The organism is Rhodococcus tibetensis (genome assembly GCF_024438035.1).
In the GTDB taxonomy this organism is placed as follows: Bacteria; Actinomycetota; Actinomycetes; order Mycobacteriales; family Mycobacteriaceae; genus Rhodococcus_F; species Rhodococcus_F tibetensis.
Genome location: NZ_JANFQF010000008.1, coordinates 126,365 through 152,277, shown reverse-complemented (window position 1 = coordinate 152,277; position 25,913 = coordinate 126,365). Strand labels below are relative to the sequence as shown.

Genomic DNA, 25,913 nt, shown 5'->3' with positions numbered 1-25,913 from the left:
TCACTCCTGGATTTCGTTGATGCGGTCGGCGAGCCACTCGCAGTAGGTGCGGGCGCTGGCGGGGTATCGCCGCGTGTCATAGCTCGTGTGGTCACCTGTGAGGTAGCCGCGTGCGCTGTCGATCGCCTGCGCGTATGTCCGCCACACCTCGCGGGTGTTTCTCCAGTCGGTGATCGTTGCCTGCCAACGGTTCTGGCGTAGCCGGTCGATCAGGTCCCATCCCCATGCCGAAAGGTCGCCGAGGGCGAAGGCTGCGGATTGGTCGGCGATGGTGCGGAGCGGCGAGTTCGCCGGGCAGTTGGTGATGACGTCGGCGGGGTCGGACATGTGCCATACAGGTAAGCCGCCGACCCATCCTGCGATGCCGCAGATGATGCCGTTGCGGAGTGTGCGTGCTGCGTTCTTCATGCGGCTACCGCCGGTGTGGTGTAGCCGCTGAGTGCGTAGTCCAGTGGCATCGGGTCGTGGGTGATGGTGTCGGTGGGGCGGATCCATTCGTCGGTGACGGTGCGGATTGCCCACCAATGGGTTTCGCCGTCGTGCCCGCCGTACATCGTGTGGCACGGGATGATCTCGGTGGACGTGCGATCTGTGCCGGGGATCGGGTGCTCGCGGGCGACGCGGACCCGGGTGGGTGCGGGCGGTGGGGTGCGGAGCGGATTCATCGGGGGCCTTTCTCGAAGTTGTCGGCGTGCTCGGTGCGCAGGCGTAGGAAGGTGGCCGGCGGGACGTGTTGGCCGAGGATCTGGTGGAAGTCGAGGTGGTCGAGCATCGTGGGGATGTCGGCGGCCGTGAATCGGCTGTAGACGTCGCGGCCGGGGATCAGTGGGCAGCGGAGGCAGACCAGGTCTCCGGAGGCGCGGACGACGGTGACTGCGGAGCCGTCGCGTTCGGTGGTGGCGTACATGGTCATCAGGTCCTCCGCGCGGCGTAGGTGGCGGCGACGACGCGGTCCCGTTCGGCGATCTCGGTGGCGGTGAGCGCGGCCTCGGTGGGGCGCAGGAACGCACCGAACGCGGTGCGGCAGGTGTCGCAGGTGTCGCCGATCTTCGCGACGGGCTGTCGGCATCCGGGCAGCACGCAGTCGGGGAACAACCCTGGGGCGGTCATGACTCGGCCGAGTCGTTGGCGTACGCGGGGAGGGGCAGGCGTTCGGTCCAGGCGTCACGCCATGCCTTCTGTTTGTCGCGGGCCTCGTCGTCCAGGTGGACTGGCATCAGGACACCGAGGAACGATTCGCCGCATCGGATGGTGAGTGAGCGGGAGCTGGTCGTCGCTTCGATGAGGAGGGCTTCGCGGTAGCAGGCGGCGGCGGCCTTGAATCTGGCGAGGAGTTTCCCGCCGACTGCCATGTCCTCGAGGAGGGACGGTTTGCCGTGGTGGACCTTCGCGAAGAGGTCCGTGAGGTCGGGGAACGCGTCGGCGGCGGCGAGGCGGGGCAGCTTCAGTGCGCGGCCGTCGATCATCCCGGACGAGTCGGTGACGGTGACGTGGGTATCGGTCGTCTCGATGCGCAGCAGGAACTCGGGTTCGTCGGCCTTGTCCTTGCCTGCCTTGAAGATGCTCAGGATTTTCTGTGCGTCGTCGACGGTGAGGTCGATGATCTCGGCCCACGGGATGTCGGTCTCTTCGAGCTCGTGGTCGAGGTGCGCGAACACGGAGACGAGGGCGAGGCCTGCGGTGAACCGGTCGGTGGCGGTGACGGTGACGTTCTCCTTCCCGACGTCGAGGCGGATGCGGCACAGGCCGGGGAGTTCGGGGTCGGTGCAGGCGTGGACGAGGACCGAGATCAGCCCGGCGCGCAGGTCGTTGGTTCCGACGAGGATCGATGCCATCAGTCGTCACCTCCTTGTTCGTTGTCGTGGATCGGGAGTTCGTACTGCCCGGCGACGGGCGGCGGGCCGGTGGTGGGTGGGTCGACCCACCGGTGGATCTGGGCGCGGCGGTCGTCCGGGAGGGTGTGCCACCACTCGTCGGCGGCGCGGGCCGCGTCGTTCATGACCGGAACGTTCGGCGCCGTGCGGGCAGGGCGTCGCGGACGTGGGCGGGCATGGGGTTGGTTGGGCGGAATGCGTTGCACGTGTCGCGGTGCAGGACCCACAGGAGTTCGCCGTTCGCGACGGCGGCGTGGAGGTCGTCGCCGCTGAGTACCTGGGCGTAGGTGGTGTCGTCGACGCGGCGTTTGCGGACGGACCCGGCGGCGTCCATCGACGGGTCGAGCGGTACCCATGCGTCACGTGTCATGGATTTCGCCCACACGATCTCCTGATTGCAGTTCCTGCACCGCGAGCCGGGCATCAGTCGCCGGACCTCAGGGCGATTGCGTTGGTGGCCTTCTCGGCGATGGCGGCGGCGAGGGCGAGCGCGGTCTCTGGGTCGAGGAAGGAATCGACGGAGATTCGGACCATGCCGAATCCGGTGTGCCAGACGGCTGCCAGCTCATCCTCGGAGTGCCAAGGGAAGTCGCCGGCACCGGGCATCCGGAGGATCGCGTATTGCGACCCGAGCTTGGTGGACAGTGCGCGGAGGTCGTCGGCGTCGAGTTGGGTGGTCATCGGTCCCTGCTTCCCAGGTAGTCGGCGGCGGACTGCCACGCTTCGGTCTTGGACCTCGACGGGGGTTTCCCGATGGTCGCGAGGACCGGGCGGCGGAGGTGGTTCGGGAGTTTCGCCCAGCAGTCGGAGCACGCGAAGCGGCCGTGCCGGACAACGACTCCGCAACGGCCCGGGCAACGGTGGCGTTTCGTGCTCACAGCAGACCCCCAACGAAGCCGTAGCTGGTGGTGCAGTTGGGGCACGTGCCGGGCCCGGCCGCGGTCTGGCCGAGGGCGATGTACTCGCCGGTGCACACCGAGCACGTGGCGTACATGCCGCCGCCGTCCTGTGTGGCGGGTGCCGGGCACTCGGCGCACGGCTCCTGCGCCCACGCGTGTGTGGGGCAGTAGCCGTCCGCGACGGGGTTCCCTTCGAGGTCCCAGGACATCAGGCCATACCCGGCGCGGCTGCCAGCCCGATGAGGACCAGGACGACGACGAGACCGGCGAGCGACAGCCAGCCGGTGAAGCCGATCGGCCGGCGGGCGGTCGGGGTGGGTGCGGCGAGCGCGAGCGCCTGATCGCATGCACGCTCGAACTCTTCGAGGGTGAGCAGGTCGTATGTCCTGGCCTCGTCCTGAACAGTCATCGGTGTCTCGATTCAATGAGATGGGATGGGTTGGAATCCGGTGGCGGCGGGGCGCACATCTGGTGCGTGTCAACGGAACTCCACATTCACGTTGGGCTCCCGCCGCCACCGGCGGACTAGCGGACTAGCGACTTCGCCAGGGTGATGCCGAGAGCGGCGACCATGTTCACTGCGAACGAGGCCACTTCGAAACCGTCGACCACCATGGACCGGAGGCCACCGGTGGTCGGTTCCGAAACGGCCACTTCCTGCATTGACGCGTGGCGCTGGATCTCTGCGCGGGCGATCTGTCGCACGTCGTGCTCGGTCAGCCGCGGCTGTGGTTTAATCTGAATCACGTTCGTTCCCTTCGGGAGATCACTGGCCCGTCAGATGTGTCCGCATCTGACGGCTTTTCTCTATGCCGCAGTGGGTGGGTCGAGCTTCACCTTGCGGAATTCCGACTTGATGACGTCCTCTTGCGTGATCGTCAGGGGAGTCGAGCGGCTCATGGTTTCTTCGAGCCATGCCTGCATTTCAGGTGTCCACTCGGTCATTCCTCTTCCTCGCCCGTACGAACCAAGTCAGACGGCCGGAGGCTCAGCAATCCGGCGATCAGGTCCAGCTCGTCGAGGTTGAATCGGGTCTTGCCGCGCATGCGGCTCGCGAGGGTGGAAAGCGCAATTCCGGTGCGGCGGGACACTTCTCGCAGCGACATGTCGGCTGCTTCGAGTTCCCGCCTGACGACTTCGGTAACGGCTCGAGTGAGCTGGAGATGTTCCATATAGAGCACAGTAGCGCTCTATATGGAGAATGACAAGCGTCGAATTACAGTGATGCAGTTCACAGAACTGGTACCTCAATCGCCGCGCTATATAGAGCACCAAGGGTTACGGGGGATGTACTGTGCTCCATATGGCACAGAGTCCTAGGCGTGTAGGTAGCTATACGGTCGCGGTCGCAGAGGAGTTGCGCGCGGCGGTTGAGCGTCTCGAGCTGACACATGTAGACATCAGCGAGCGCACCGGAATTCCCCGCTCCACCGTTGGAAAGATCCTGTCCGGAAAGCGGGCGATGGACGTCGAAGAGATCGCCCTCCTGGCCGCGGCCGTGAAGATGAGCGTGCGGAAGCTGATGACCGCGGCCGAGGAGCGGCAGCGGTCAGAACAGGACTGAAGGCCTTACGCCCAACACTCGCGCGATGTCGACGACCGACTCGAGCGGCATGGTCGACGGCCACTTGAACCACCGCAGCACCGTTGCGGTGGCTTCTCCGATCGCCTCGGCCAGATCGTAGACGTTTACGCCGGCCTGGCGCATAGCGTGCAGTATCCCCGGGACCGGATGTCGGCTGGTCACCACCTCAGCGGCGCGATCATTCGCGCACAACGAGCAGAACTCAGTTGTGGTCGCAGGGGTGATTCCAGAGATCCCAGAGTCGAGCGTCATTGTTCGTATTCCGACCTTCGAATGCATGCGGCGTCCTCGTTTCGCGAGGGCGTCGCCATCTATCCGCGTGTTCACGGCTCCACGCCAGTATCGGTCAGGTAAAGACGTCGTTACTCAGTTACCAGTCGGTAGTCCCTTTCTGAAACCTGCCGTTACAGCCACTCAACCCGAACAAATTCGGGACGAAAGGCTCTACCGCGCCCGCCCCTATTTATGGTCACGGACATCAGCGAGCGCACGACGTGCCGCCGGGAAGTAACTGACATCGCCTCCCAACGCGAACGTGCGTTCGAACCAAGGAGGTCAGTTACCAGCGGGTTGAGTACAGACTTAGCCCGTTGTTCGGCCTCACGAATCTGCGGAAGCAGCCTCGCTTCGATCCGCGAGAGAGACGCGGCGGTCAGCTCTCCCTCTGCTGCGCGATCGACGAACGAGTCAAGCTGGGCGCGCAGACGGCGCGCTTCCTGTGTCGCATCTAACACTGATGCGTCGACCAGATCTTCCACTCCAGACATAGATTCACACTTACTGATAACGGCCGCCTCGATCAGCCGGTCGACCGGCTCGACCCGACGAGAGACGCAGCGATTCTTCGCGCAGGCGTAGGCGCTGTGACCGTTCGACTTGAGCCGCCACACCGGATCGCCACATACCCCGCACTTCGCGATCCCGCTCAGCAGGTACTTCGGTTCGACGCCTCGGTGTGTCTTCCGCTTCGGGTCGTTGAGCAGTGACACGATCACTGCATGGTCCTCGGGACTGATCAGCGGTTCCCAGCTGCCCTGCGTGACGACGCCGTGGTGCGAGCGCATCCCCGCGTAGGTCGGGCGGACCATCATCTGCTTCATAATCGACGCACGCCAGGCTTCCGAGCTGCCCGGCGTCGAAATCTTGCGCTCGGTCAGATCAGCCGCGATCGAGTACAGCGATTCGCCGGCCATCACGCGGCGGGCGATCTCGCGCACGACCGGTGCGGTCTCTTCGTCAGGAACGCGGGCGATCACCTTCGCACCCTCGCGCACCGCCCGGTACCCGTAGGGGACGCGGCCGTGGGCGCCGCCGTTCTTCGCCGACTGGGCGTGCGCGGCGACCATCCGCTGCCGGGCGTGGTCGATCTCGTGGCGGGCGACAGCCCCGACGATGCGCGCGGTCATCTTTCCGGACGGCGTCGAGAGGTCGATCTCGCCAGCCTGCACTGTCCGAACGACCACGCCCTTGCGGTCGCACAGGTCGATGAAACCCTCGAGTTCGGCGGGGGAGCGGTGCAGTCGGTCGGCATGCCATGCGAGGACTGCGTCGGCGTTACCCGCTTCGAGGGTGTCGAGCATCGCAAGGTAGCCCGGACGGGGCTTACCGGAGTAGGCGCTGATGTCGTTATCCGCGAAGGTCTCGACGATCGTCCATCCGAGCATCTCGGCCAGGGCCTCGCAGTCCTGGCGCTGACGCTCGACGCCGAGCCCGGCACCTTCCCGGTCTGCCGATATGCGTGTGTAGACAACTGCGCGGGTCATACCCTAAAGTCTACCTTGATAGACCAGGGATTACGGCTCCTGAACCAGTAGAGCCAGCCCATCACGAATCCGGCCCACTCGCCGATGCCGATCCGGGCGTAATGCGAGAAGGACCCGCTGGCCGGGATCGCCGCCCCCATCTCGCCGAGCATGCGCATCACGAAGACCACGATCAGACCGGCGAGAAGGTAGGAGACGAGAACGGCGGGACCGGCCGTGGCAATTCCGACACCGGTACCGAGAAACAGTCCGGCACCGATGGCCGAGCCGAGGCCCATCATCGTGAGGTGGCGGACCTTCAGGCCGCGGCCAAGGGTGTCCGAGTCGGTCATGGTGTCAGGTGATCGCGTGCCGCTCACAAATTCAGTCGTTTGCGTGCAGAGCGGCGTTCAATTCGACACCGGTGCCCTTCCACGGCACGACCTCGACCGCACCCGACACCGAGTTGCGGCGGAACAGCAGGTTCGACTTGCCGTTCAGTTCCTTCGCCTTGACGACGGTGCCGTCCGGGCCGGTGACCTTCGTGCCCGCGGTGACATAGAGGCCGGCTTCGAGCACGCAGTCGTCGCCCAGCGAGATACCGAGACCGGCATTGGCGCCGAGCAGGCACCGCTTCCCGACGGAGATGGTTTCCTTGCCGCCACCGGACAGGGTGCCCATGATGGAAGCACCGCCGCCCACATCGGATCCGTCGTCGACGACGACACCCGCGGAGATGCGGCCTTCGACCATGGAGTTACCGAGCGTGCCCGCGTTGAAGTTGACGAATCCCTCGTGCATGACGGTGGTGCCGCTGGCCAGGTGCGCGCCGAGGCGGACCCGATCGGCGTCGGCGATGCGGACACCGGAGGGCACCACGTAGTCGACCATGCGCGGGAACTTGTCCACACCGAAGACGGTGACGACGCCGCGGATCCGCAGGCGGGAACGCACCTTCTCGAAACCTTCGACGGCACAGGGACCGAAGTTGGTCCACACCACGTTGGACAGCAACCCGAACAGGCCGTCGAGGTTCACGCCGTGGGGCGCGACGAGGCGGTGCGAGAGAAGGTGCAGGCGCAGATAGGCGTCGTGGGCGTCCACCGGCGGGGCCGACAGGTCGGTGATCGTGGTGCGGACCACGATCTGATCCACCTCGCGCGCCTCGTCGGGACCGGCGAGAAGTGCCAGATCTGACGGGATGTCGCCACCCTCGACCCGTACGGTGCCCGCTTCCTCGAAGGTGCCCAGCTCGGGCGCCGGGAACCAGGTGTCGAGAACCGTGCCGCCGACCGTCACGTTGGCGATGCCTACTGCTGATGCTCCCTGTGTGCTCACGGCACTAGAGGTTACTGGGTGGTTACAGGGGTGCCCCTCGGCGGTCGCGGCATCGGGTCGTCGACGGGAAACGCTGCAGGTTCGCGCTGATTACGGGAGCATGCACGGGAACGCGTACCGGGCATCGGTGCGCCGGGGAGGAAGGGTCGTGGGAATGCACGCTCGACAGTTCGGTCGTCTCGTCAGGGCAGGACTCGGAGCGGTGGCGGCCGCTGCCATGCTGACCGGGGTGGGTTCCGTCGCCGGTGCACCTGCCGCGGCTGCCGCACCGGTCTGCCCGGGTGCCGGCAGTCCACCCGTCCTTGTGGGGCAGGTGCCGGGGGCGGCCCTCGAAGGTGCGGCCGTGGACAGTGCAGGGCGGCTCTACACCACCGACCTCGTCACCGGCCGGGTCTTCCGGCTCGATGCACCCGGTGCTCGCGCAGTGCCCGTGGCGACGGTGCCCGGGGGAAGTGGAGCAGGTGCCCTCGCGTGGACGCCCGACGGATCGCTGCTGGTGGGGTACGGGGCTGACGCGCGGGTCGCTGTCGGTGACGCGGTGCGTCCGGGTGCGATCGCCACCCTCGACACCGGGACGGGTGCACTCACTCCCCTCGCGTCCGGTCTGAGCGCCGCGAACGGTCTTGCGGTGGCGGGCGACGGCGTCGTCTACGCCACCAACGACTTCGCCACCCAGGTGGGCAGGGTTTTCCCCGACGGCGGCGTCGAGCCCGACTGGGCGGCGCTGCCGAGCGCCAACGGTGCCGCACTCAGCTCCGACGACCGCTATCTGTACGTCTCACGCACTTTCGTGAACCCCGGAGTGAGCCGGATTCCGCTGGCGAACCCGGGTGCGCCCGAGGACGTGCTCACCCTGACCGGTGCAGATGCTCTTGCCGCACCTGACGGGCTCGCGCTCGACTCGCGGAATCGGCCGGTGGTTCCTGCCAACGCGCGGGGTGAGATCTGGCGCGTCGACACTCCCGGCCGGTACTGCGTGCTGGCGTCGGGACTGCCGATGTCGAGCATGGTCCTCTACGGACAGGGCTCCGGCGGCTTCTCCGCGGGACGGCTCTTCCGCATCGGATTCGACGGGGCGATCTACGAGATTCCCGGCGGCTTCGACGGCTAGCGGCAGGGCACCCCGTCCGCGCGCGCGGCTTAGGGTGGACGGGTGAGCACACTGGACCTGCACGCCGATCCCATCGACCTCACCGCCGCGCTGGTGGACATCCCGAGCGTCTCGCACGACGAGTCGGTGATCGCGGCGGCCGTCGAATCCGCGCTGCACACCCAGACGAACGGGTTCGAGATCATCCGCAACGGCAACGCCGTGCTGGCCAGGACGAACCGGGGGCTGCCGAGTCGGGTGATGCTCGCGGGGCACCTGGACACGGTGCCGATTGCAGACAACGTGCCGTCACGGCGGGAGGGTGACCTGCTGCACGGGTGCGGCACCGTCGACATGAAGTCGGGCGACGCGGTGTTCCTGCATCTCGCGGCCACCATCGAGAACCCGGTCCACGACCTCACGCTGGTGTTCTACGACTGCGAGGAGATCGCCGCCGTACACAACGGGCTCGGACGGATCGAACGTGAAATGCCCGATTGGCTGCAGGCAGACGTCGCGATCCTCGGGGAGCCGACGGGCGGCCAGATCGAGGCCGGCTGCCAGGGGACGTTGCGTGTCACCCTCACGACCCGCGGGACGAGGGCGCACTCCGCCCGGTCGTGGCTCGGTGACAACGCCATCCACCGATTCGCACCCGTACTACAGCGCCTCGCGGACTACTCGGCACGATCGGTCGACATCGACGGCTGCGTGTACCGCGAAGGCCTCTCCGCTGTGCGGATCGCGGGCGGAGTGGCGGGCAACGTGGTTCCCGATGCGGCGGAGTTGGATGTGAACTTCCGGTTCGCGCCCGACCGCAGCGCAGACCAGGCCGTCGACCATGTCCGCGGGGTTTTCGACGGGCTCGAACTCGGCTTCGAGGTCACCGACCTCTCGCCCGGCGCCCTCCCGGGGCTGAGCGATCCCGCGGCCGCCGCTCTCATCGAGGCAGCGGGCGGTCGGTTCCGGGCCAAGTACGGGTGGACCGACGTTTCTCGGTTCTCGGCCCTCGGGATCCCGGCGGTCAACTACGGTCCGGGCGACCCGAATCTCGCGCACAAGCGGGACGAGCACGTGCCCGTCCAGCAAATTACCGATGTCACGACCGTCCTGCGGGCGTACTTGACGGCGTCCTGACTGCCCGATCGGAGGCTCGGGCCACCCGTTAGCCTGGGGCGCATGGCACCCGAGAAGAACAATCACGGTCGCAAGTCGTCGACCGTGAAGCACCGCGGCCCGATCCAGTTGAGGCGCGCCCGCAAGGACGAGGCCACGACCACCGACGAGCGGTTGCTGGACGAGCGGGGATCGACCGACTGGGTGCACACCGACCCGTGGCGGGTGCTGCGGATCCAGAGCGAGTTCGTCGAAGGCTTCGGGGCCCTCGCCGAGGTACCGCGGGCGGTCACGGTGTTCGGCTCCGCCCGGACATCGGTCGACCACGCCGAGTACGAGGCGGGACGGGCACTGGGTGCGGGCCTGGCCGAGGCAGGATTCGCCGTCATCACCGGCGGCGGCCCCGGTGTCATGGAAGCGGCCAACCGCGGCGCCAGCGAGTCTGGTGGCTACTCCATCGGTCTGGGCATCGAACTGCCCTTCGAGCAGGGGCTCAACGAATGGGTCGACCTGGGTATCAACTTCCGGTACTTCTTCGCGCGCAAGACGATGTTCGTGAAGTACTCGCAGGCGTTCATCTGCCTGCCCGGCGGGTTCGGGACCCTCGACGAACTCTTCGAGGCGCTGACCCTGGTCCAGACCCGGAAGGTCACGCGATTCCCGATCGTGCTGTTCGGCACCGAGTACTGGTCGGGGCTCGTCGACTGGCTTCGGAACACGCTCGAGCGGAGCGGAAAGATCTCCGAAGGAGATGTGAATCTGCTGCACGTGACCGACAGCGTCGAGGAGGCCGTGCAGATCGTCGTGAAGGCGCAACAGGGCGTCGACGACGACGCACCGGCCGGCACGGAGGATCAGTGGTGATGCCGAAAGGTGCTGTATCTCAACCCTTGTCGGTGTGTGTCTACTGTGCGTCCGGGCCGGTCGAGGAGCACTTCCTCGAACTCGCCCGCCAGATCGGAGCCCAGATCGGCGCCCGCGGTTGGCAACTCGTCTCGGGTGGCGGCAACGTGTCGATGATGGGCGCGGTCGCCGAAGCGGCGCGAGCCGGGGGCGCGAATACGGTGGGTGTCATCCCCAAAGCGTTGGTGCACCGGGAGGTAGCCGACGTCGACGCCGACGAACTGGTCGTCACCGACACCATGCGGCAACGCAAACAGGTGATGGAGGACCGGGCGGACGCCTTCATCACCCTGCCGGGTGGAATCGGCACGCTCGAGGAGCTGTTCGAAACGTGGACAGCCGGCTATCTCGGCATGCACGACAAACCCGTGGTGCTCCTCGACCCGGTCGGGCACTACACCGGGCTCCTGGAGTGGCTCGACAGCCTGCGCGGCGGCGGTTTCGTGGCGCAAAGGGCCCTCGATCGACTACTCGTCCGCACCGACGTGGAGGCCGCTCTCGATGCCTGCGTCTCCTGAGATCGGCAGCATCATCGCCGCCGTGGCGCGGGTTGTTACCGTGCAGTAAGGTGACGTGATTCATATTGCAGGCCTGAGGGGATGTCATGCGTTCTGAAGCACGTTCGACGATCAGTGTGGTCGACCTTGCCCGGCGGTTGCCGGCGATGATTCCGGAACTGCCGTTCATGGCAAAGGGAGTCCTGGGTCTGATGAGGACCCCGGACGCGAAGGAATCGATCGGTCTCGTCTTTCAGCGGGCAGCCGCCGCGCACCCGCGTCGCACCTTCCTGCGATTCGAGGGCAAGTCGCTCAGCTACGCGTCCGCCAATGTGCGCGTCAACCGCTACGCCCACGCGCTCGCGGACCTCGGCGTCTCGCGCGGCGACGTCGTCGGGATTCTCGGCAAGAACCTTCCCGAGACGCTGCTGATCGCACTCGCGGTGGTGAAACTCGGTGCCGCCGCCGGCATGCTCAACCACAATCAGCGCGGTGAGGTGCTCTCACACAGCATCGCGCTGTTGAACAGCCGGCTACTGGTGGTGTCGGAGGCGTGCGGCGAGGCAATGGACTCGCTCGACGAACCGCCCGCCGTGTCCTCGGTGCTGTACTACGACGACCTCGACCAGCTCGCCGAATCGGCCGAGCAGGACGACCCGGACGTGTGCGAGGACATCCAGGCCAAGCAGAAGGCTTTCTACATCTTCACCTCGGGCACGACCGGCCTTCCCAAAGCGAGTGTGATGAGCCACTTCCGCTGGCTCAAGAGCATGTCCGGCCTCGGCAACATGGGTGTGCGTCTGCGCAGCAGCGACACGCTCTACTGCTGCCTGCCGCTCTACCACAACAACGCGCTGACGGTGTCCCTCTCCTCGGTGCTGGGGTCGGGCGCCACCCTCGCGCTGGGCAAACAGTTCTCGGTGTCGAATTTCTGGGCAGACGTCGAACTGAACGGTGCCACAGCGTTCACATACATCGGTGAACTGTGCCGGTACCTCCTCAACCAGCCGGCGAAGCCGCAGGATCGGAACAACTCCATCCGCCTGATGGTGGGCAACGGCCTCCGCCCCGAGATCTGGTCGGAGTTCACGAGCAGGTTCGGCATCTCGAGGGTGGCCGAGTTCTACGGGGCCAGCGAATGCAACATCGCGTTCGTCAACGCGCTCAACCTCGACAAGACCGCGGGAATTTGCCCACTCCCGCATGCGGTGGTCGAGTACGACGAGGACAGCGGATCGCCGAAACGCCACTCCGACGGCCGGCTGCGGAAGGTGCGTACCGGCGAGGTCGGGCTGCTGCTGTCGAAGGTCACCGACAGGGCGCCGTTCGACGGCTACACCGACGCTGAGGCCACCGACAAGAAACTGGTTCGCGACGGTTTCGACGACGGCGACTGCTGGTTCGACACCGGCGACCTGGTGCGCCGCCAGGGGTGGTCGCACGTCGCGTTCGTCGACCGGCTCGGTGACACCTTCCGCTGGAAGGGCGAGAACGTCGCCACCACAGAGGTCGAGGGGGCGATCCTCGCGCACTCCGCGGTCGAGCATGCCGTCGTCTACGGGGTCGAGATCCCGGGAACCGATGGGCGCGCAGGTATGGCGGCGGTGACGTTGTGTGACGGCGAGAAATTCGACGGCCCGGACGTAGCGTCACTCCTCTTCGAGCGGCTGCCGTCGTATGCGGTGCCGCTGTTCGTCCGCGTCGTCGACTCCCTCGAACAGACGTCGACGTTCAAGAGCCGCAAGGTGGAACTGCGCAAGGAAGGTTACGACGTGGAGGACTCTGCCCGGCTTTTCGTTCTCGCCGGACGCAGCAAGGGGTACTGCCCGTCCTACGACGGTTACGTCGACGAGGTCGCGAAGGGCGCGCTTCCCAAGGGCTGATGCGCTCACAGGCGGTGGTTGCCGGACGTGGCGTTGCACACTGCGTGTCACTATGAAGACATGGCCGATGAAGACACACCGTCCGCGACGGACTGCCCGTCGTCGACGCTCTGCGGGCGACCGGTCGCCACCGACCGCGCGCTCGTCATGGCCATCGTCAACCGGACTCCCGATTCGTTCTACGACCGAGGCTCCACCTTCACCGACTCGGCGGCGATGGCGGCCGTCGAGCGCGCCGTGGACGAGGGTGCGGACCTCGTCGACATCGGGGGTGTCAAGGCGGGGCCGGGTGACGTTGTCGACGCCGCCGAGGAGACGCGGCGGGTGGTGCCGTTCGTCGCCGCCATCCGCGAGCGCTACCCGGAGCTGATCGTCAGCGTCGACACCTGGCGCAGCGAGGTGGCGCGCTTGGCCCGCGCCGAGGGGGCTGACCTCATCAACGACACCTGGGCGGGCGCGGACCCGGCGCTCGTAGAGGTGGCCGCAGAGACCGGGGCCGGCATCGTCTGCTCGCACACTGGGGGAGCGATCCCGAGGACCCGGCCGTTCCGGGTTCGCTATCCGGACATCGTGGCCGATGTCCTGCGTGAGGTGGTTACAGCCGCCGAGCGTGCGTCCCGTCTGGGCGTGCCGACCGACTCCATCCTCATCGATCCGACCCACGATTTCGGGAAGAACACCTATCACGGGCTCGAGTTGTTGCGGCGAGTGGAAGATCTTGTAAATACGGGGTGGCCAGTGCTCATGGCGCTCAGTAACAAGGACTTCGTCGGGGAGACTCTAGGTGTAGATCTCGCCGAGCGGTTGGAGGGAACATTGGCAGCGACAGCGATGGCCGCAGCGGGAGGCGCACGCGTCTTCCGCGTTCACGAAGTGGCCCCCACGCGACGAGTGGTGGACATGGTGGCTGCTATTCAGGGCAGGCGTGCTCCCGCCCGCACGGTGCGGGGGCTGGCATGAGTGCGGTCGGGGAGCGCGTGCCCCGCACGATGCTGGCGGACGATGCACCTCGCAGCTGGTCCGAGGCGAACAGCTGGGATCAACCGTCGTGGAGTATCGCCGAACTGGAACGAGCGAAGGCAGGCAGAACCGTGTCGGTGGTCCTGCCGGCCCTCAACGAGGAAGAGACCGTCGCAGCTGTGGTCGATACGATCCACCCGCTATTGGGCGGTTTGGTCGACGAGCTGATCGTGCTCGACTCCGGGTCCACGGACCTGACGGTCGAACGGGCCCGCTCGGCCGGTGCCACCGTCATCAGCCGCGAAGAAGCCGTGCCGGCGGTCCCCCCCGTGGCAGGCAAGGGCGAGGTGCTGTGGCGGTCCGTCGCCGCCAGTACCGGCGACCTCATCGCGTTCGTCGATTCCGACCTGATCAACCCGGACCCGGCGTTCGTGCCGAAATTGCTGGGACCGCTACTGACCGTCGACGGCATCCATCTCGTGAAGGGCTACTACCGCCGTCCGCTGCGGCTCAGCGGGACGGAGGATGCCAACGGAGGTGGTCGTGTGACCGAACTGGTGGCGCGCCCGTTGCTGGCGGCCCTGCGGCCCGAATTGACGAGTGTGCTGCAACCGCTCGGCGGCGAATACGCGGGTACCCGCGAATTACTCTCGGCTGTGCCTTTCGCGCCGGGGTACGGCGTCGAGATCGGGCTGCTGCTCGACACGTATGACCGGCTCGGCCTCGGCGCGATCGGCCAGGTCAATCTGGGAGTACGGAAGCACCGCAACCGCCCGCTGTCCGAGCTCGGTGTGATGAGCAGGCAGATCATCGGCACGATGATGCGTCGGTGTGGCGTGGAGGACTCGGGGGCGGGTCTCACCCAGTTCCTCGTCGACGGAGATTCGTTCGTCCCGACCACGACGGAGGTGGCGCTGACCGATCGTCCACCGATGAACACTGTGTGTCCCTGACGGGGGCCCGGCTTTTCGGTGCTGTCGGGGGTTCGTGACAGGATCGGAGCATGGTGACAGCTCTGCTCTATCTGCTCGTCATGGCGATCGTCGGCGCGATGTTGTTCCTCGCCGCCAATGCGGTGTTCGGCCGTTCCGAGGAACTGGAGCCGCTACCTCCCGGTACCACCCTGACCGTCCTGCCGGCTCGGGGTGTGACCGGGGCCGACGTGGAGGCCTTGCGTTTTCAGCAGACCTTGCGGGGATACAAAGCGAGCGAGGTGGACTGGGCGCTGTCGCGGCTGGCTCGCGAAATCGACGACCTACGTGAGCAATTGGAGGAGGCGCAGTCGGCCCCCGATCGTCCGGCGGAGTCGTCGTGACCGAGACCGACGATCGGGTGCGGTGTGCGTGGGCGGTCGACACGGGCGGGGCCCGGCTCTACCGCGACTACCACGACGAGGAGTGGGGCCGACCGCTGCACGGGCAGAACGAGTTGTACGAGCGGCTGTGCCTCGAAGCATTCCAGTCGGGATTGTCGTGGATCACGATTCTGCGTAAACGTGAGGCGTTCCGCGCGGCGTTTTCCGGGTTCGACCCAGAGGTGGTCGCCAGGTATACGGAGCGGGATGTCGAGCGTCTGCTGGCGGACGCGTCGATCGTTCGTAACCGGGCCAAGATCGCGGCGTCGGTGAGCAATGCCCGGGCGATTCTGGAACTGTCGGACACCGACCTCGACACCCTGCTCTGGTCGTTCGCGCCGCCGCCGCGCCCGGCCAGACCGGCCACCGTGGACGACGTACCGGCCGTCACGGCCGAGTCCACCGCGATGGCCAGGGAACTCAAGCGCCGAGGATTCAAATTTGTGGGCCCTACCACCGCGTATGCGCTGATGCAGGCTACCGGGATGGTCGACGACCACGTCGCCGGGTGTTGGGTCCCACCGGCCGCCTGAACCGCCGGTGAACGCCCCTATTTGGAAGTCAGGTTCCCGGTACTCGTGTCCATAGGGAAGAATGGACGTTACGAGCCTCGCCGAGTGAATTGGCGGGGCACCACAAGTTGTCGAGGCGCACGCAGGCAGCGCAGATCTGGAGGGAGCAGAGGATGGCGGCCATGAAGCCCCGGACCGGGGACGGTCCCCTCGAAGCAACCAAAGAGGGACGAGGAATCGTCATGCGGGTACCGCTCGAGGGTGGTGGACGTCTGGTCGTCGAGCTCACCCCGGAGGAAGCTGCTGCACTCGGTGAAGAGCTCAAGGGCGTCACCAGCTAGTCGGGTGCAGAGAGAACCTCATGGGTCAGGCCCCGTCGCCGTTGTCGGCGCGGGGCCTGTTCCATGTCCGAAAGGGAAAGAGGCGCGCGGTCGTGTTGTCTGATGTGGTCGACCTGCTGGCTTGTCCGCAGTGCCGGTCCGCCGTCGACCTGGACGAGAACTCGCTGCTGTGCGACGCGGGGCACAGTTTCGACGTGGCACGTCAGGGTTACGTCAGCCTGATGACCGGGGCGGGTGGCAAGTTCGAGGGCGACAGCCCCGACATGATCGCCGCGCGGGCTGAATTTCTCGGGGGCGGAAGCTTCGACCCGTTGATGGACGCCGTCACCGACGCAGTCACCGCTACCGCGGATCCTGAGCCGAGGATCCTCGAGATCGGAGCAGGTACAGGCCACTACCTTGCGCGTGTCCTCGACGCCCTTCCGTCGGCGCGAGGCATCGGACTCGACGTCTCCAAGTACGCAGCCCGCCGCATCGCGAAGGCGCATCCGCGTGCGGGGGCGGTCGTCGCCGACGTGTGGCACCACCTCCCGGTGCGCGATGGGGTCCTCAGCCACGTGTTGTGTGTGTTCGCGCCCCGCAATGCCGACGAGGCGCATCGAGTGCTCGGTGACGGCGGCGCGCTGGTGGTACTCACCCCCACCGAACGGCATCTCGCCGAACTCGTCGACCTCCTCGGTATGGTGCGCGTCGACGACCGCAAGGTCGAGCGGCTCGGTGCGGCGATGTCCGGGCGCTTCGACCGCACCGACATCAGGGAGGTCGAGTACCCGATGTCCCTGACGCACGAGGACCTGACGCGTCTGGTCGGCATGGGGCCCTCGGCTCGCCACCTCACACCCGAACGGCTGGGGTCCTCGATCGCCGAGCTGCCCCGCGCGTATCCGGTGACGGCGTCCGTGACGGTCTCCACCTATCGGCGCCGCTGAACGCAGAGCCGGGCGGGGCAGTTCAACGCCGCGAGAGGGCGTCCTGGTACACGTCGAGGGTCTGCTGTGCGATGGCGGCCCATGAGAATTCGGCGATGGCACGGGCTCGGCCCGCCTTACCCATCGCGGCGGCCGTGGCGGCGTCGGAGGCAACCTCGTTGACAGTCATTGCCAGGGCCTGCTCGAAAGATTCCGGCTCGTACGAGTTGTAATGCACGAGACGACCGGTGACGCCGTCTTCTACGACCTCGGGGATACCACCGACGTCGGATGCCACCACCGCGGTTTCGCAGGCCATCGCCTCGAGATTGACGATGCCGAGCGGCTCGTACACAGATGGGCATACGAATACCGTTGCAGCCGCCAGGATTTCCCGCACCTGCTCGGTAGGAAGCATCTCGCGAACCCAGAACACATTGCCCCGGTGAGTGGCGAGGGCGGCAACGGCCTCCTCGGTTTCCGCGGCGATCTCCGGTGTGTCCGGGGCGCCCGCACACAACACCAACTGGATGTCCGGTGCGAAATGGTGTGCTGCCGCGATCAGGTGGCCCACCCCTTTCTGCCTCGTGATGCGACCGACGAAGGCGACCATCGGCTTGCCAGGATCGACGCCGATCTTGGTGAGCGCAGACCGGCCCGGTCCCGTGGGCCCGGCATGCCACACCGAAGTGTCGATCCCGTTGCGTACCACGTGGACCCGGGCGGGATCAACCGCCGCGTACGCGGCGAGCACATCGAGTCGCATCCCGGCGCTGACGGCGATCACGGCGTCCGCGTGCTCGACCGCGTTGCGCTCGGACCAGGAAGAGATGCGGTAGCCGCCACCGAGTTGCTCGGCCTTCCAGGGCCTGCGTGGTTCGAGAGAGTGTGCGGTGAGGATGTGCGGGACGTCGTACAGCGCGGCCGCCAGGTGTCCTGCCAGTCCGGTGTACCAGGTGTGGGAGTGCACGACGTCGGCGCCGGTTGCGGCGTCCGCCATACGCAATTCGGTAGACAATGTCGCCAGTGCGGCGTTGGCCCCCGACAGTGCCGGATCGGGGTTGTGCACGAAGGCGCCGACGCGCGGAGCACCCATGCAGTGCACGTCCACCTCGCACAGCTGCTTCAACTGAGCAACCAGCTCGGTGACATGTACACCGGCACCGCCATAGATCTCCGGTGGATACTCCTTGGTCATCATCGCCACCCGCACGGGCCTAACGTAGCCGTCCCGGCCTGTTCGGGCCAACCGATGTCGGACACATTCGGATATCGGAGGAATGGCGACTCGGCGCTTCGCTGGCGGGGGGAGGGGCCGCCCGATAGGTTGGCAGGGTGAGGAGCCAGCCACATGTGCTTGGAATCGTGCTCGCCGGCGGCGAGGGCAAACGTCTCTATCCGCTTACAGCGGACAGGGCGAAGCCGGCCGTGCCGTTCGGCGGTGCCTACCGGCTGATCGATTTCGTGCTCAGCAATTTGGTCAATGCGGGGTATCTCCGCCTGTGTGTACTGACGCAGTACAAGTCGCACTCGTTGGACCGCCACATCTCTCAGACGTGGCGGTTGTCGGGATTCGCCGGGGAGTACATCACTCCGGTTCCGGCGCAGCAACGTCTGGGACCGCGCTGGTACACGGGCAGCGCGGATGCGATTCTGCAGTCGCTGAACCTGGTCTACGACGAGGATCCCGAGTACATCGTCGTGTTCGGTGCCGACCACGTCTACCGCATGGACCCCGAGCAGATGGTGCAGCGCCACATCGATTCCGGTGCCGGCGTGACCGTCGCCGGAATTCGTGTGCCGCGCAGCGAAGCATTCGCGTTCGGGTGCATCGACAGCGACGAATCGGGCCGCATCGTGCAGTTCCTGGAGAAGCCCGCGCATCCGCCCGGCACACCGGACGACCCCAACATGACATTCGCCTCGATGGGCAACTACGTGTTCACCACCAAGGTGCTCGTCGACGCCATCCGCGCCGACTCCGAGAATTCCGACTCCGACCACGACATGGGCGGAGACATCATCCCCGCGCTCGTGGAGGCCGGTGAGGCGTCGGTCTACGACTTCAAGGACAACGTCGTTCCCGGCGCCACCGACCGCGACCGCGGTTACTGGCGAGATGTCGGAACACTCGACGCCTTCTACGACGCCCACATGGATCTGGTGTCCGTCCATCCCATCTTCAACCTCTACAACCGCCGGTGGCCGATTCGCGGTGAGACGGAGAATCTCGCCCCCGCGAAATTCGTGAAGGGCGGACTGGCGCAGGAGTCGGTGGTCGGTGCCGGATGCATTCTGTCCGCGGCGACGGTCCGCAATTCGGTTCTCAGTTCGAATGTGATGATCGACGACGGCGCCACCGTCGAGGGCAGTGTGCTGATGCCGGGCGTGCGCATAGGCAAGGGCGCTGTGGTGCGCCGCGCCATCCTGGACAAGAATGTGGTGGTCGGTGACGGCGAGATCATCGGCGTCGACCTCGAACGGGACAAGCAGCGCTTCGCGGTGAGCAACGGCGGGGTCGTCGCCATCGGCAAGGGTGTGTGGATCTAGCTCACAGCTTGGACGCGCAGAGCAGGCCGTCGCCGATCGGCAGGAACACCCGGATCAACTGGTCGTCCTCGGCGAGGGCCTTGGCGGCCTCCCGCACGGCGACCGTGGCGGCATCGCGCTGGCTCGGATCGACCACACGCCCCCCGTGGAGCGCGTTGTGCAGGACGATGGCGCCTCCCGGACGCAGGAGCCGGACACCCTCGCGTACATAGTGCGGGTGGTCGACCGGCGCACTGTCGACGAAGACGAGGTCGTACGCGCCGTCGGCGAGACGGGGCAGCACGTCGAGGGCGCGTCCGTTGATGAGCCGCGTGCGTGCGGGTGCGATGTTGTTGGTCCGGAACGACTGCTTGGCCGCGCGCTGGTGCTCGGGCTCGCTGTCGATCGTGGTGAGAACGCCGTCTTCACGCATGCCGCGGAGCAGCCACAGACTGCTCACACCCGCGCCGGTGCCCACCTCGACTACTGTCTTGGCGTCGAGCATCCGGGCAAACATGGCAAGAGCAGCACCGACCGCGGGCGGTACCGGTCCGGCACCGAGGTCGTCCGCCCGCTCCCTGGCCGCACCGAGGGCCTCGTCCTCACGGACAGCCCCTTCCGCGTGGGTGAGTATCCGTTCGGCGTTAGTCTGCACGCACATGAGGCTATCGGGGTCTCGTCATCGCCGCTGCGAGGCGCGCTCGGTGGCACCCGATCCGGCGTGCGGTTTCTCATGAACAGTCCAGATTCTCAGGAATACCTCAGCTTGCTCACACCACACACATATCGCGGTGGGAAAGAGTATGAGTATCGCCAGATCCGAAGACCGCACGGCGGGCAGATCGCAACGAGGTGAAGTGCAGGCGGGGGACCCGGGAACAATTCCGGACCGCCAGGAGTTCTCTCCTATACCACTTGACGTGATCTGCGGTCCTGACCAGGAGGATCCACTTAACTCGATGAGCAACCACACAATGGCGCGAGACGGAGACAGAGCCGAGCAGCAGGGCGTCGAGCCCGTGCTGGTCGGCGGCGATACCGTGTCGGACGCCGAGCTGACGGGCACCGCTGTGTTCGACGCCACCGGTGAGAAGTCGGCCATGCCGTCGTGGGACGAACTCGTCCGGGAACACGGCGACCGGGTCTACCGTCTGGCCTACCGGTTGTCGGGCGACGCGCAAGACGCCGAAGATCTCACTCAGGACACGTTCATTCGCGTGTTCCGCTCCTTGTCCGACTACCAGCCCGGCACATTCGAGGGCTGGTTGCACCGCATCACCACCAATCTCTTCCTCGACATGGTTCGTCGCCGCAACCGCATCCGCATGGAAGCGTTGCCCGAGGACTACGACCGGGTTCCGGCCGACGGGCCGAACCCCGAGGAGATCTACCACGACGCTCGGCTCGACGCCGACCTGCAGGCAGCGCTCGACTCACTGGCACCGGAGTTTCGCGCCGCCGTCGTGCTCTGTGACATCGAAGGTCTGTCATATGAGGAGATCGGTGCCACACTGGGTGTGAAACTCGGAACCGTGCGCAGTCGCATCCACCGCGGCAGGCAGGCTCTGCGTGATCATCTGGCAGTAAACGGAAAGGTTGACTCCGATCAGATCGGTGTCGGGTAGTTACCAGGAGGGACGAATGACGCAGGGGCGTGGACCTCGCCAATTCGGCTCGACGGAGCATTTGGCGAGTGAGGCGATCGCCGCCTACGTCGACGGTGAACTCCGCATGTCCGCCTACCTGCGGGCGGCCCATCACCTGTCGATCTGCCCCGATTGTGCGTTCGAGGTGGACGCACAGCAGCAGGCTCGGCGTGCGCTCCGCCGCAGTGCCGACGTGGCGATGCCGTCGGGACTTCTCGGTCTGCTGAGTCAAATCCCCAGTTGCAATTCGGGCGAACCCGCCGACAAGTCGCCGTTCGCCGGCCCTGCCGCAGACTCGACGGCGACGAGCCGGCTGTGGTCGCGGCGCTGGCGTCGTTGACCGTTTCCGTACCGAGGACGGCGGTGTCCGTGTGCCCGGAGCCATCGGTGATACTGGAGTCATCGGTGATACTGGGGCCCGGAATTGACTCTTACGAGGGGGACACGACAGCGTGACGGCGGATTACAAGACCTCGGGGACCGATGCCGCGGAATCCGATGCCCCCGTGCCGGACGAGGCCAGCACTCTCCGGCCCGCCGACGCTCCTCGACTCGATCCGCGCCCGGTCTACCGGCCACAGATCGACGCAGCGTCCAGTCGCGCGTTCGGCCGTCCCGGCGGGGTCACCGGTTCCTTCGCTCCTTCCGATGCGCGCAGTGAGACGGAACCGCCCGTCAAGGTGCGGGCGCCCGACGCCGTGCTCGCGGAGGCATTCGGCCGACCGCCCGGTGAGACGGAGACCATCCAACGCGATCCGCACAGCACACCGGACGCAGCGCCGGACGAGGCATCCCCCGCCGACCCCTGGCGTGACCCCGAAGCGGGAGTCGAATTGGGTTCTCCCGCCCTGCACGGCCGGGAGAACACTGATCCGGCTGCGCCGGCCCTCACTGCCCGCGAGGTCCTCTTCGGCGGCAAGGTCGCGCCCCGTGCGCTCGTGGCGTTGGGTGCCCTCGCGCTGGTGATCGGCCTGATCGGCGGGCTCGTGGCCGCGGTGATCACCGCAGACCGCAGCTCGCTCACCAGCCAGCGGGTCACGCTGGCGCAGGAAGGCGGAGACGAAGACCTCGGGCAGTCGCAGGTGGCGCAGGTCGCCGACGCCGTGCTCCCCGCCGTCGTCTCGATCCAGGTGGCGATCGGTGATCAGGGCAGCACCGGCTCTGGGGTCGTCATCGACGGCGCCGGCTACATCGTCACCAACAACCACGTCATCTCCGCCGCAGCCACCGCGCCCGACGGCGGCAAGATTCAGGTCATCTTCGCGGACGGCACCAAAACCGAGGCGCAGATCGTCGGGCGTGACGTCAAGATGGACCTGGCCGTGCTCAAGGTGGCGGCCGACAACCTCACCGTCGCGGAGTTGGGACGATCCGAAGACGTGCAAGTAGGTGAGGACGTCGTGGCCGTCGGGTCCCCGCTCGGCCTCAGCAAGACCGTCACCCGCGGAATCGTCAGTGCATTGCACCGGCCGATGCGGTTGTCGGGCGAGGGTTCGGACACCAACGCCGTCATCGACGCGGTCCAGACCGACGCGGCGATCAACCACGGCAACTCGGGCGGTGCGCTCGTCGACGACACCGGACGCGTCATCGGCATCAACACCGCCATGCTCAGTGAATCGGGCGGATCGGTCGGCCTCGGCTTCGCGATCCCCATCGACGACGTCACGACAGTCGCTCAGACCCTGATCCGGGACGGGGAGATGCATCACCCCGAGATCGGAGTCAACGCGCGAACCGTGGTCAACGACAACACCAGTGGCGCCGAGGTGGCCAATGTCCAGTCGGACAGCCCCGCAGCGCAGGCCGGCATCGTGGAAAAGGATGTCATCGTGAAGGTCGGGGACCGGACGGTGACGAGCGCCGACGAACTCGTCGTCGCGGTCAACCTCCAGACGATCGGCCAGCCGGTGAAGGTCCAGTTGATCCGCGAGGGCCGTCTGGTCGACGTCGACGTGACCCCGGCTTCGGATTGACCCCCGACCTCCTGTGAGTTCGCTCTTCCGCCTGGGCGCCGACCCGCACCGCACAGTAGGCTGACCACGTGTTCGGCAACATTGGTTGGGGCGAGTTCATGGTCCTCCTCGTAGCAGCTCTGGTCATTTTGGGACCCGAGCGACTTCCGGGAGCGGTCAGTTGGGTCACGCGATCCTTGCGGCAGGTCCGCGAGTACGCGAGCGGCGCCAGTCAGCAACTGAAGGATGAACTCGGACCCGAGTTCGACGACCTCCGCAAGCCTCTGGCCGACCTCAATCAGCTGCGCGGTATGACGCCCCGGGCCGTGATCACCAAACATCTGCTCGACGGCGACGATTCGATTCTCACCGGCAATTTCGACAAGCCGGTTGCCGGAACGAGAGCTGGCGGAACGAAGGCTGTGAGCGCTGATCCCGCGGCACCGCAGAATCCCAAGACCGCACCGTTGGCCGCGGGGGAGCGTCCCCCCATCGACACCGACGCCACCTAGGCCCGCCGGGCTCGTGCGCCCTTCTGGTTGTTCCCGCTACCAGAACGGCGCACAGGCGACGAAGTACCTCAGAGGTGGCGGGTGGTGTCGATGCCCAGCGACATCCCTGCTAGCCCGCGCTTACGCACCGCCAGCTTGTCCGCGACTTCGCGGAGGGCGACGGCCGCGGGAGAGTCCGGATGTCCGAGGACGATGGGCACGCCGCCGTCACCGCCCTCACGCACGGCCTGTTCGAGGGGAATCTGGCCCAGCAACGGCACCGAGGCGCCCACGGCCCTCGTGAGCCGGTCGGCGACGGCCTGACCGCCGCCCGATCCGAACACGTCCATCCGGGTGCCGTCCGGCAGGTCCATCCACGACATGTTCTCCACCACACCGACGATGCGCTGGCGAGTCTGCAGGGCGATGGCCCCGGCCCGCTCGGCCACCTCGGCGGCCGCCTGCTGCGGTGTGGTGACCACGAGGATCTCTGCCCCCGGAATGAGCTGTGCCACGGAGATGGCGACGTCACCGGTACCGGGCGGAAGGTCGAGCAGCAGGACGTCGAGGTCGCCCCAGAAGACATCGGCGAGGAACTGCTGCAGCGCGCGGTGCAGCATCGGGCCACGCCACACGACCGGAGTGTTGCCCTGGGTGAACTGGGCGATCGAGATCATCTTCACGTCGTGCGCGACGGGCGGCATGATCATGCGCTCTACCTGCGTGGGCTTGGCGTCGGTGCCGAGCATGCGGGGAACGGAGTGCCCGTAGATATCGGCGTCGAGGACACCGACCGACAGACCTCGGGCGGCCAGCGACGCGGCCAGGTTGACGGTGACACTCGATTTGCCGACGCCACCCTTACCGGAGGCGACTGCGTACACGCGGGTGAGTGAACCGGGCTGCGCGAAGGGAATGACCGGCTCGGCGGAGTCGCCGCGCAACGACTTGCGAAGTTCGGTGCGCTGCTCGTCGCTCATCACGTCGAGTTCGACGCGGATCGCGCCCACTCCCGGCACATCGGCCACGGCTTTGGTAACGCGGTCGCTGATCTCGGTCCGCATGGGGCACCCGGCGGTGGTGAGGAAGATGGCGATGTCGACGCTGTCGTCGTCGGCGATGTCGACGCTCTTGACCATCCCGAGTTCGGTGATCGGTTTCCGGATCTCGGGATCCTGGACGCGCGCCAGGGCACTACGTACAGCGGACTCGCTCAGGACTGACATGACTCAATGGTAGGTATGTGCGCTCAGTGGATTCGCGGCAGGTCCGACGCAGCCGGGACGATACCGCTGGCGTAGCCCGCGGACCAGGCCAGCACGTTGGCGACGTAGGCCGCCGAGTTGTTGTAGCGGTGGACGGCCTTGGCCGCCTGGATCGGGTCGCGGACATCCAAACCGCCGTCACACAGGTACTTGCCGGTGGTGAGGGCGGAGTCGAAGAGATTCTGCGGATCGGCGGCGCCGTCTCCGTTGCCATCGCCCGCGTAGCGGTTCCACGTCTCCGGCAGGAATTGTGTCGGCCCGACCGCGCGGTCATAGCTGGCGTCGCCGTCCAGCTTGCCGCCGTCGGTGTCGCGGATCACGGCATTCCCGGCGAGGTGACCGTCGAGGACCGGGCCGAGAACGGCGTCGAGCATGTTGCCCTTGTCGTCGGCCTTGCCGTCGTAGGCGTGCGTGGATTCGACGCGGCCGATGCCGGCGATGAGTGTCCAGTACATGCCGCAGCCGGGCTGCTCGACTGCGAGGATGCGCTCGGCGTTCTGGTAGGCCGCGACGTTGATGGCCGGGATACCGAGGGCGCCCTGCGCGATGCTGGCCGGGAGCGGCGGGGTGGCCTGTACGGGGGCCAGAGCTGCGGGCGCGGGCGCCTGCTCGACTGCGGGGGCTGCCTCCACGGCAGCGGTGTCGGCGACAGGTGTGACGGCCTCGGTGCCCGACGCGGTGGTCCCTTCCAGGGCAACGTCCGCGGCGTCGGCGGTGGATTCGGAGCTGAAGAACGGAACCTTGGGGGCGGCGCCGGCCGTGTTGGCTGCGGTGACCAGGCCGATAGGGATCAGTCCGGTGAGCGCGATGACCGAATTGCGGCGGATATGGGAATCCGTCTTCTTGTTGTGCCGACCCACTCGATTGCCTCCTGCGACCCCGTTCGGGATGTGTCGTTGAACTGGACGGCACGAGGCTACCCGATTCGAGACATTCCCGTTACTCAACCGTGATCAATTCGGACGACGGGCGCAGCTCTGTTACTTCGAGGGCGTGTGACAGAGGATAACGAACACGAAACGGTC

The 25,913-nt window shown here is 66.6% G+C and carries 37 protein-coding genes and 1 pseudogene; 17 read left to right on the top strand and 21 right to left on the bottom strand.

Annotated features, from left to right (window positions below; translation table 11 throughout):
- From NOF53_RS11890 to NOF53_RS11830, 13 genes are all read right to left on the bottom strand, one after another.
- The gene (locus tag NOF53_RS11890; RefSeq protein WP_255968415.1) at positions 1–408 is read right to left on the bottom strand and encodes a hypothetical protein; all 408 of its coding nucleotides are present in this window, start codon (positions 406–408) and stop codon (positions 1–3) included.
- On the bottom strand, positions 405–665 hold the full coding sequence (locus tag NOF53_RS11885) for a hypothetical protein (protein WP_255968413.1): 261 nt from the start codon (positions 663–665) through the stop codon (positions 405–407). The genes NOF53_RS11890 and NOF53_RS11885 overlap by 4 nt, the downstream gene beginning before the upstream one ends.
- The gene (locus NOF53_RS11880; protein WP_255968411.1) at positions 662–913 is read right to left on the bottom strand and encodes a hypothetical protein; all 252 of its coding nucleotides are present in this window, start codon (positions 911–913) and stop codon (positions 662–664) included. Before NOF53_RS11880 ends, NOF53_RS11885 begins: the two co-directional genes overlap by 4 nt.
- Positions 913–1,110, bottom strand: a complete 198-nt coding sequence (locus NOF53_RS11875; protein ID WP_255968409.1) for a hypothetical protein — start codon at positions 1,108–1,110, stop codon at positions 913–915. Before NOF53_RS11875 ends, NOF53_RS11880 begins: the two co-directional genes overlap by 1 nt.
- Positions 1,107–1,835, bottom strand: coding sequence for a hypothetical protein (locus tag NOF53_RS11870; RefSeq protein WP_255968408.1), 729 nt, complete (start codon positions 1,833–1,835; stop codon positions 1,107–1,109). Before NOF53_RS11870 ends, NOF53_RS11875 begins: the two co-directional genes overlap by 4 nt.
- Positions 1,835–1,999: a hypothetical protein gene (locus NOF53_RS11865; protein WP_255968406.1), complete on the bottom strand. Its 165-nt coding sequence runs from the start codon at positions 1,997–1,999 to the stop codon at positions 1,835–1,837. The genes NOF53_RS11870 and NOF53_RS11865 overlap by 1 nt, the downstream gene beginning before the upstream one ends.
- Positions 1,996–2,244, bottom strand: coding sequence for a hypothetical protein (locus tag NOF53_RS11860; RefSeq protein WP_255968404.1), 249 nt, complete (start codon positions 2,242–2,244; stop codon positions 1,996–1,998). Before NOF53_RS11860 ends, NOF53_RS11865 begins: the two co-directional genes overlap by 4 nt.
- Positions 2,245–2,297: 53 nt before the next feature.
- Complete coding sequence (locus NOF53_RS11855) at positions 2,298–2,555, bottom strand: hypothetical protein (RefSeq protein ID WP_255968402.1); 258 nt, start codon at positions 2,553–2,555, stop codon at positions 2,298–2,300.
- Positions 2,556–2,748: 193 nt separating this feature from the next.
- Entirely contained in the window at positions 2,749–2,982 is a 234-nt protein-coding gene (locus NOF53_RS11850; protein ID WP_255968399.1) for a hypothetical protein, read from the bottom strand.
- The gene (locus NOF53_RS11845; RefSeq protein WP_255968397.1) at positions 2,982–3,182 is read right to left on the bottom strand and encodes a hypothetical protein; all 201 of its coding nucleotides are present in this window, start codon (positions 3,180–3,182) and stop codon (positions 2,982–2,984) included. Before NOF53_RS11845 ends, NOF53_RS11850 begins: the two co-directional genes overlap by 1 nt.
- A gap of 116 nt (positions 3,183–3,298) precedes the next feature.
- Complete coding sequence (locus tag NOF53_RS11840; RefSeq protein ID WP_255968395.1) at positions 3,299–3,520, bottom strand: hypothetical protein; 222 nt, start codon at positions 3,518–3,520, stop codon at positions 3,299–3,301.
- Positions 3,521–3,580: 60 nt separating this feature from the next.
- Positions 3,581–3,718 (bottom strand): hypothetical protein, encoded by a 138-nt coding sequence (locus tag NOF53_RS11835; RefSeq protein WP_255968393.1) that lies wholly within the window; start codon positions 3,716–3,718, stop codon positions 3,581–3,583.
- Positions 3,715–3,945: a helix-turn-helix domain-containing protein gene (locus NOF53_RS11830; protein ID WP_255968392.1), complete on the bottom strand. Its 231-nt coding sequence runs from the start codon at positions 3,943–3,945 to the stop codon at positions 3,715–3,717. The genes NOF53_RS11835 and NOF53_RS11830 overlap by 4 nt, the downstream gene beginning before the upstream one ends.
- Positions 3,946–4,076: 131 nt before the next feature.
- Here NOF53_RS11830 and NOF53_RS11825 point away from each other — a divergent pair, with 131 nt between their 5' ends.
- Entirely contained in the window at positions 4,077–4,337 is a 261-nt protein-coding gene (locus NOF53_RS11825) for a helix-turn-helix domain-containing protein (protein WP_255968390.1), read from the top strand.
- On the opposite strand, the gene NOF53_RS11820 is transcribed toward NOF53_RS11825, so the two are convergent.
- From NOF53_RS11820 to dapD, 4 genes and pseudogenes are all read right to left on the bottom strand, one after another.
- Positions 4,323–4,481, bottom strand: a complete 159-nt coding sequence (locus NOF53_RS11820; RefSeq protein WP_255968388.1) for a helix-turn-helix domain-containing protein — start codon at positions 4,479–4,481, stop codon at positions 4,323–4,325. The genes NOF53_RS11825 and NOF53_RS11820 overlap by 15 nt on opposite strands.
- Positions 4,482–4,762: 281 nt before the next feature.
- The gene (locus NOF53_RS11815; protein WP_255968386.1) at positions 4,763–6,121 is read right to left on the bottom strand and encodes a recombinase family protein; all 1,359 of its coding nucleotides are present in this window, start codon (positions 6,119–6,121) and stop codon (positions 4,763–4,765) included.
- 41 nt (positions 6,122–6,162) lie between these two features.
- Positions 6,163–6,453: pseudogene (locus tag NOF53_RS11810) on the bottom strand (amino acid permease); the annotation flags it as partial.
- A 31-nt stretch (positions 6,454–6,484) separates the two neighbouring features.
- On the bottom strand, positions 6,485–7,438 hold the full coding sequence (gene dapD / locus NOF53_RS11805; protein ID WP_255968384.1) for a 2,3,4,5-tetrahydropyridine-2,6-dicarboxylate N-succinyltransferase: 954 nt from the start codon (positions 7,436–7,438) through the stop codon (positions 6,485–6,487).
- Positions 7,439–7,592: 154 nt separating this feature from the next.
- On the opposite strand from dapD, the gene NOF53_RS11800 reads away from it, so the two are divergent.
- The 11 genes from NOF53_RS11800 to NOF53_RS11750 all read left to right on the top strand — a co-directional run bounded on the left by NOF53_RS11800 (position 7,593) and on the right by NOF53_RS11750 (position 17,023).
- Positions 7,593–8,549 carry an SMP-30/gluconolactonase/LRE family protein gene (locus NOF53_RS11800; protein WP_255968625.1) on the top strand — a complete coding sequence of 319 codons (957 nt, stop codon included), beginning with the start codon at positions 7,593–7,595 and terminating at the stop codon, positions 8,547–8,549.
- A gap of 42 nt (positions 8,550–8,591) precedes the next feature.
- The gene (gene dapE / locus NOF53_RS11795; RefSeq protein ID WP_255968383.1) at positions 8,592–9,665 is read left to right on the top strand and encodes a succinyl-diaminopimelate desuccinylase; all 1,074 of its coding nucleotides are present in this window, start codon (positions 8,592–8,594) and stop codon (positions 9,663–9,665) included.
- Positions 9,666–9,707: 42 nt separating this feature from the next.
- The gene (locus NOF53_RS11790) at positions 9,708–10,508 is read left to right on the top strand and encodes an LOG family protein (protein ID WP_255968381.1); all 801 of its coding nucleotides are present in this window, start codon (positions 9,708–9,710) and stop codon (positions 10,506–10,508) included.
- Positions 10,508–11,065, top strand: coding sequence for a cytokinin riboside 5'-monophosphate phosphoribohydrolase (gene log / locus NOF53_RS11785; protein ID WP_255968380.1), 558 nt, complete (start codon positions 10,508–10,510; stop codon positions 11,063–11,065). Before NOF53_RS11790 ends, log begins: the two co-directional genes overlap by 1 nt.
- Positions 11,066–11,151: 86 nt before the next feature.
- Positions 11,152–12,927 (top strand): long-chain-acyl-CoA synthetase, encoded by a 1,776-nt coding sequence (locus tag NOF53_RS11780; protein WP_255968378.1) that lies wholly within the window; start codon positions 11,152–11,154, stop codon positions 12,925–12,927.
- 60 nt (positions 12,928–12,987) lie between these two features.
- The gene (gene folP, locus NOF53_RS11775) at positions 12,988–13,887 is read left to right on the top strand and encodes a dihydropteroate synthase (RefSeq protein ID WP_255968376.1); all 900 of its coding nucleotides are present in this window, start codon (positions 12,988–12,990) and stop codon (positions 13,885–13,887) included.
- Positions 13,884–14,840 (top strand): glucosyl-3-phosphoglycerate synthase, encoded by a 957-nt coding sequence (locus NOF53_RS11770; RefSeq protein ID WP_255968374.1) that lies wholly within the window; start codon positions 13,884–13,886, stop codon positions 14,838–14,840. The genes folP and NOF53_RS11770 overlap by 4 nt, the downstream gene beginning before the upstream one ends.
- A gap of 50 nt (positions 14,841–14,890) precedes the next feature.
- Entirely contained in the window at positions 14,891–15,202 is a 312-nt protein-coding gene (locus NOF53_RS11765; protein ID WP_255968372.1) for a DivIVA domain-containing protein, read from the top strand.
- A complete protein-coding gene (locus tag NOF53_RS11760; protein ID WP_255968370.1) occupies positions 15,199–15,774 on the top strand; it encodes a DNA-3-methyladenine glycosylase I in 576 nt (191 codons plus the stop codon). Before NOF53_RS11765 ends, NOF53_RS11760 begins: the two co-directional genes overlap by 4 nt.
- 152 nt (positions 15,775–15,926) lie before the next feature.
- A complete protein-coding gene (locus NOF53_RS11755) occupies positions 15,927–16,094 on the top strand; it encodes a DUF3117 domain-containing protein (protein ID WP_003936084.1) in 168 nt (55 codons plus the stop codon).
- Between the two features lie 92 nt (positions 16,095–16,186).
- Positions 16,187–17,023, top strand: a complete 837-nt coding sequence (locus NOF53_RS11750) for a putative RNA methyltransferase (protein WP_255968368.1) — start codon at positions 16,187–16,189, stop codon at positions 17,021–17,023.
- A gap of 22 nt (positions 17,024–17,045) precedes the next feature.
- Here the strand turns inward: NOF53_RS11750 and glgA are convergent, their stop codons facing one another.
- The gene (gene glgA / locus NOF53_RS11745) at positions 17,046–18,215 is read right to left on the bottom strand and encodes a glycogen synthase (RefSeq protein ID WP_255968366.1); all 1,170 of its coding nucleotides are present in this window, start codon (positions 18,213–18,215) and stop codon (positions 17,046–17,048) included.
- A 122-nt stretch (positions 18,216–18,337) separates the two neighbouring features.
- Between glgA and glgC the strand changes: the two genes are divergently transcribed.
- Positions 18,338–19,552: a glucose-1-phosphate adenylyltransferase gene (gene glgC / locus NOF53_RS11740; protein ID WP_255968364.1), complete on the top strand. Its 1,215-nt coding sequence runs from the start codon at positions 18,338–18,340 to the stop codon at positions 19,550–19,552.
- 1 nt (position 19,553) lies between these two features.
- Here glgC and NOF53_RS11735 read toward each other — a convergent pair whose 3' ends face one another.
- Positions 19,554–20,192 (bottom strand): O-methyltransferase, encoded by a 639-nt coding sequence (locus NOF53_RS11735; RefSeq protein ID WP_255968362.1) that lies wholly within the window; start codon positions 20,190–20,192, stop codon positions 19,554–19,556.
- Positions 20,193–20,490: 298 nt separating this feature from the next.
- Here NOF53_RS11735 and sigE point away from each other — a divergent pair, with 298 nt between their 5' ends.
- From sigE to tatB, 4 genes are all read left to right on the top strand, one after another.
- Positions 20,491–21,156, top strand: coding sequence for an RNA polymerase sigma factor SigE (gene sigE, locus NOF53_RS11730; protein ID WP_255968360.1), 666 nt, complete (start codon positions 20,491–20,493; stop codon positions 21,154–21,156).
- Between the two features lie 16 nt (positions 21,157–21,172).
- Positions 21,173–21,517 carry a zf-HC2 domain-containing protein gene (locus NOF53_RS11725; RefSeq protein WP_255968357.1) on the top strand — a complete coding sequence of 115 codons (345 nt, stop codon included), beginning with the start codon at positions 21,173–21,175 and terminating at the stop codon, positions 21,515–21,517.
- A 112-nt stretch (positions 21,518–21,629) separates the two neighbouring features.
- Positions 21,630–23,153, top strand: a complete 1,524-nt coding sequence (locus NOF53_RS11720; RefSeq protein ID WP_308213808.1) for a S1C family serine protease — start codon at positions 21,630–21,632, stop codon at positions 23,151–23,153.
- 68 nt (positions 23,154–23,221) lie between these two features.
- A complete protein-coding gene (tatB, locus tag NOF53_RS11715) occupies positions 23,222–23,644 on the top strand; it encodes a Sec-independent protein translocase protein TatB (protein WP_255968356.1) in 423 nt (140 codons plus the stop codon).
- 68 nt (positions 23,645–23,712) lie between these two features.
- Here the strand turns inward: tatB and NOF53_RS11710 are convergent, their stop codons facing one another.
- Both NOF53_RS11710 and NOF53_RS11705 read right to left on the bottom strand, forming a co-directional pair.
- Positions 23,713–24,849 (bottom strand): Mrp/NBP35 family ATP-binding protein, encoded by a 1,137-nt coding sequence (locus NOF53_RS11710; protein ID WP_255968355.1) that lies wholly within the window; start codon positions 24,847–24,849, stop codon positions 23,713–23,715.
- Positions 24,850–24,872: 23 nt separating this feature from the next.
- Positions 24,873–25,748: a lytic transglycosylase domain-containing protein gene (locus NOF53_RS11705; RefSeq protein WP_255968353.1), complete on the bottom strand. Its 876-nt coding sequence runs from the start codon at positions 25,746–25,748 to the stop codon at positions 24,873–24,875.
- Positions 25,749–25,913 lie beyond the last annotated feature (165 nt).